This window comes from Streptomyces muensis (assembly GCF_021474425.1).
Lineage (GTDB): Bacteria > Actinomycetota > Actinomycetes > Streptomycetales > Streptomycetaceae > Streptomyces > Streptomyces muensis.
The window spans coordinates 1-4328 of the sequence record NZ_JAKEIP010000436.1 but is presented as its reverse complement, the minus strand read 5'-3'; the positions used below and the strand labels follow the sequence as shown (position 1 = coordinate 4328).

Here is a 4328-nt window from a genome sequence, read left to right as displayed (position 1 = left end):
GCTCGGGGGAGGCCGCGGGGGTCGGCTCGGCGGGGCGACCCGGTACGCCGCCGGCGTTCGGCACCCCCGGGCCGCCGTCACTGACCGGGGCGACCTGCGCTCCCCCGGCCCGTACCGGACCCTCCGGGTCCTCCGTGTCCAGCAACCGCACCGCGTGCCGGCCCAGCTGGGCCACCAGCGCGCTCGGCAGCCACGGGTCCCGGGACCGGCCGCCGGAGACGGTGTCCTCGGCGCCGGTGCGCTCCAGGATCCGCTCCAGCGTCGGCCGGGCGCCGGGGTCCTTGCGCAGACAGTCCCGCACCAGGTCGGCGATCCCCTCGGGCACGCCCTCCAGATCGGGTTCCTCCTGGGCGATCCGGAACATCACGGCGTGCGCGCCGCTGTCGACGGAGCCGAAGGGCAGCGTGCCGGTCGCGGCGTAGGCGAGCACCGAGCCCAGGCAGAACACGTCGCACGCGGGCGTGATCCGGTCCCCGCGCACCTGCTCGGGCGCCATGAACCCAGGCGACCCGACGAGCGCGCCGGTGCGGGTGAGCCCGCTCTCGTCCACTGTCTCCAGGGCGCGGGCGATCCCGAAGTCGATGACGCGCGGGCCGTCGATGGTGACCAGCACGTTGGACGGCTTCAGGTCCCGGTGCACGATCCCCGCGGCATGGATGTCCTTGAGCGCGTGCGCGAGGCCCGCCGCCAGGATCCGGACCGACCGCTCGGGCAGCGCCCCGTGGTCCCGTCCGACGACCTGCTGGAGGCTCGGCCCGGCGACATATCCGGTGGCGACCCAGGGCACGTCGGCCTCGGTGTCCGCGTCGAGCACCGGCGCCGTCCAGAAGCCGCCGACCTGCCGCGCGGCCTGCACCTCCTGCCGGAACCGGGCGCGGAACTCCTCCTGCGCGGCCAGCTCCCGCCGTACGAGTTTCACGGCGACGGTGCGGCCGCGGTCCGACCGGGCGAGATAGACGTCCCCCATGCCGCCCGCACCCAGCCGCGCCAGCAGCCGGTAAGCCCCGATCCGCTGTGGATCACCCGACCCCAGCTTCTCCATGCCACGCCCCCCAACCCCGCCGACGCAAACCCCCGCTTACGCAACGGCCCCACGATAGTGCGGCATATGGGGAGGTGAGCGGGCGGGCGTCTACGGTTCCGTAACAGGCACGGCGATCTGGTCGAGCGCCTTCGACAACCGTTCCAGAACCCGTACGGCGTCGGCGAGTTCCGCCTCCCCGACGGCCTGCGCCAGCCGGTCGGCGAGGGCCGCGTGGCCGGGGTCGATACGGGAGATCGCCGCGCGCCCCCGCTCCGTGGGCGCGAGGAGCTTGGCACGGCGGTGGGCGGGGTTGGGCCGGTACTCGGCGAGCCCCTTGTCCACCAGCAGATCGGCGATGCGCTGCACGCTCTGCCGGGTGATGCCCATGGCCCGGGCGATCCCGGAGACGGGCAGCGGCTCGCCGAGGACCGCGCCGAGCACCTGCCACCAGGCCGCCGTCAGCCCGGCGGGCCTGGCCAACTCCTCGGCGACCGCGAGGAACTGGCCGTTGAGCCGGAAGACACCGAGCGCGCTACGGCTGAGCAGTTCCTGTCGTTCCCGGCTCACAGGACACCGGCCTTCTCCAGTACGGCGTAGGCCTCGGCGTCGGAGTCGTGGAACAGGCGGTACCAGGCGTCGACGGCCTCGTCGTCGTACACCTTCAGCAGCCGCAGGATCTCCCGGGCGAAGGCGACGGGTTCGGTGGGACCGGCGGTGACGAGCCCGCCGTCGGTGACGGCGTCGGCCTCTACATACCGCTCGCCGCCGGCGTACCCGGTCGCGGCCAGATAGAAGGAGACCGCGCTGGTGTGGTCCCGGTCGTCGAGCAGCCCTTCACGCGCCATACCGACGGTCGCCCCGCAGATCGCGGCCACCGGCACTCCGGCGTCCAGGAAGGCGCGGGCCGTGCGGGCGAAGGGGGCGAGTTCGTCGCCCGCGTCCCAGAGGTCGGCGCCGGGGAGGATCAGCAGGGACGCGTCGGACGGCCGTACGTCGGCCAGGGCCAGGTCGGGCTGGATGCGCAGTCCGCCGACGGTGGTGACGGGTTCGCGGGTCGGGCCGACGGTACGGATCTCGTATCCGGCGCGGGCCAGTTGGGCGGTGGCGTGGCCGGGTTCCCAGTCGGCGAGGGTGTCGTAGACGGCGAGGTGGACGGGCTTGCGGGTGCTTGTGGTGGTGCCGCTCATGGCTCCTCCTGAGGTTCCCGAAGATGACAACATGCTGTCATTTAGGCAGCCTGCTGTCAATAGACGTCTACCGGCAGGCTCCGCCAAAGGTGCATAGCCGGACATCCTGCCGCCGCCCTCCTCGTTGAACCCGGCATGAAGATCACCGCTGCCGCCGCGCTCGCCTGCGCCGCTCTCCTCGCCGCCGCCCTCCCCGCCGCCGCGGACGACGGGCCCCTCGACTTCGGCGTCTTCCAGGGCGTCAACGACACCAAGGGCTCGAACTCCACCGGCTCCGGTGCGGCCTGGGGACAGACGGACAGCGAGGAGGAGGCGACCGGGCTCCGCTCGGCACTGGGCCTGCTGGTGGAGAAGCTGGCGTCGCCCGACCACCGCTAGCACGCCACGGGCACGCCGGCGGTGCACCACTGGTACGTCGTCGGCGCGTCCCCGGTACGTCCTCGGCACGTCGCCGGGACGTGTCGACAACCTGTCGCGGAAAGCCGCCGACCGCAGACAGGACGCCGATATCGCGCCGCGGCGCCGACTCCTACGCTCGGCTGCATGACCCCTCAGCCTGATCCAGAAATCGGCGCCGCCGTGAAGGCCGCGGACCGTGCGCACGTGTTCCACTCCTGGTCCGCGCAGGAGCTCATCGACCCGCTCGCCGTCGCCGGTGCCGAGGGGTCGTACTTCTGGGACTACGCCGGCAAGCGCTACCTCGACTTCACCAGCGGGCTCGTCTACACGAACATCGGCTACCAGCACCCGAAGGTCGTCGCCGCGATCCAGGAGCAGGCCGCACACCTGACCACCTTCGCGCCCGCCTTCGCCGTCGAGGCCAGGTCCGAGGCGGCCCGGCTGATCGCCGAGCGGACGCCGGGCGACCTCGACAAGATCTTCTTCACCAACGGCGGCGCGGACGCCGTGGAGCACGCGGTGCGGATGGCCCGGCTGCACACGGGACGTCCGAAGGTGCTGTCGGCGTACCGCTCGTACCACGGGGGCACCCAGCAGGCCGTGAACCTCACCGGTGACCCGCGGCGCTGGGCCTCCGACAGCGCCACGGCCGGGGTCGTGCACTTCTGGGCGCCCTTCCTCTACCGCTCCCGTTTCTACGCCGAGACCGAGGAGCAGGAGTGCGCGCGGGCGCTGGAGCATCTGGAGACGACGATCGCCTTCGAGGGGCCGTCGACCGTCGCCGCGATCATCCTGGAGACGGTTCCGGGGACCGCGGGGATCATGCTGCCGCCGGCCGGCTATCTGGCCGGGGTCCGCGAGATCTGTGACAGGTACGGGATCGTCTTCGTCCTGGACGAGGTCATGGCGGGGTTCGGGCGGACCGGGGAGTGGTTCGCGGCGGACCTGTACGACGTCACGCCGGACCTGATGACCTTCGCGAAGGGCGTGAACTCCGGGTATGTGCCACTGGGCGGCGTCGCCATCTCCGGGGCCGTCGCGGAGACCTTCGCGAGGCGGCCGTACCCCGGCGGTCTCACGTACTCCGGTCACCCGCTGGCCTGCGCTGCCGCCGTCGCGACGATCAACGTCATGGCCGAGGAGGGCGTCGTAGAGAACGCCGCCCGGCTGGGTGCCGAGGTGGTGGCCCCCGCGCTGCGCGAGCTGGGCGAGCGGCACCCCTGCGTGGGCGAGGTGCGGGGCGTCGGCATGTTCTGGGCGCTCGAACTGGTCAAGAACCGCGAGACCCGTGAGCCGCTCGTCCCCTACAACGCGGTCGGGGAGGCCAACGCCCCCATGACCGCGTTCGGCTCCGCCGCGAAGGCGGGTGGCATCTGGCCGTTCATCAACATGAACCGCACCCATGTCGTCCCGCCGTGCAACGTGACCGAGGCGGAACTGAAGGAAGGCCTGTCCGCACTGGACGCCGCGCTGGCCGTGGCGGACGAGTACACGGAGTAGCCCTACCGCCGTGCCGACCGACGGCGGTTCTTCGGGTGCGGCACCGTCGTGGCTGGTCGCGCAGTTCCCCGCGCCCCTCCATCGGCCCTCCGGGCCTCGTCCTCAAACGCCGGACGCGCTGAAGAACCTCAGGGGCGCGGGGAACTGCGCGACCAGCCCCCACACACCCGCACCCGAAGAACGACCCCCCGGGGTCGAAGGGGCGGAGCCCCTGGGGA

5 protein-coding genes are annotated in these 4328 nt (G+C 72.5%); 2 read left to right on the top strand and 3 right to left on the bottom strand.

Going from position 1 to position 4328, the window contains the following annotated elements; genetic code table 11:
* From L0P92_RS42520 to L0P92_RS42510, 3 genes are all read right to left on the bottom strand, one after another.
* The coding region (locus tag L0P92_RS42520; protein ID WP_234768497.1) for a serine/threonine-protein kinase at positions 1-1042 on the bottom strand (1042 nt) is incomplete at its 3' end.
* Between the two features lie 90 nt (positions 1043-1132).
* The gene (locus L0P92_RS42515; protein WP_234768496.1) at positions 1133-1591 is read right to left on the bottom strand and encodes a MarR family winged helix-turn-helix transcriptional regulator; all 459 of its coding nucleotides are present in this window, start codon (positions 1589-1591) and stop codon (positions 1133-1135) included.
* Positions 1588-2211 carry a type 1 glutamine amidotransferase family protein gene (locus L0P92_RS42510; protein WP_234768495.1) on the bottom strand — a complete coding sequence of 208 codons (624 nt, stop codon included), beginning with the start codon at positions 2209-2211 and terminating at the stop codon, positions 1588-1590. Before L0P92_RS42510 ends, L0P92_RS42515 begins: the two co-directional genes overlap by 4 nt.
* Positions 2212-2346: 135 nt before the next feature.
* Here L0P92_RS42510 and L0P92_RS42505 point away from each other — a divergent pair, with 135 nt between their 5' ends.
* Together L0P92_RS42505 and L0P92_RS42500 are read left to right on the top strand one after the other, a co-directional pair.
* Positions 2347-2589: a hypothetical protein gene (locus L0P92_RS42505; RefSeq protein ID WP_234768494.1), complete on the top strand. Its 243-nt coding sequence runs from the start codon at positions 2347-2349 to the stop codon at positions 2587-2589.
* Between the two features lie 165 nt (positions 2590-2754).
* Positions 2755-4110, top strand: a complete 1356-nt coding sequence (locus L0P92_RS42500) for an aspartate aminotransferase family protein (protein ID WP_234768493.1) — start codon at positions 2755-2757, stop codon at positions 4108-4110.
* The last annotated feature ends 218 nt before the right edge of the window (positions 4111-4328 follow it).

Coding starts and splice junctions, on each gene's coding strand:
- L0P92_RS42510 (WP_234768495.1), bottom strand. CDS start 2,211: ATGAGCGGCACCACCACAAGCACCCGCAAGCCCGTCCACCTCGCCGTC.
- L0P92_RS42505 (WP_234768494.1), top strand. CDS start 2,347: ATGAAGATCACCGCTGCCGCCGCGCTCGCCTGCGCCGCTCTCCTCGCC.
- L0P92_RS42500 (WP_234768493.1), top strand. CDS start 2,755: ATGACCCCTCAGCCTGATCCAGAAATCGGCGCCGCCGTGAAGGCCGCG.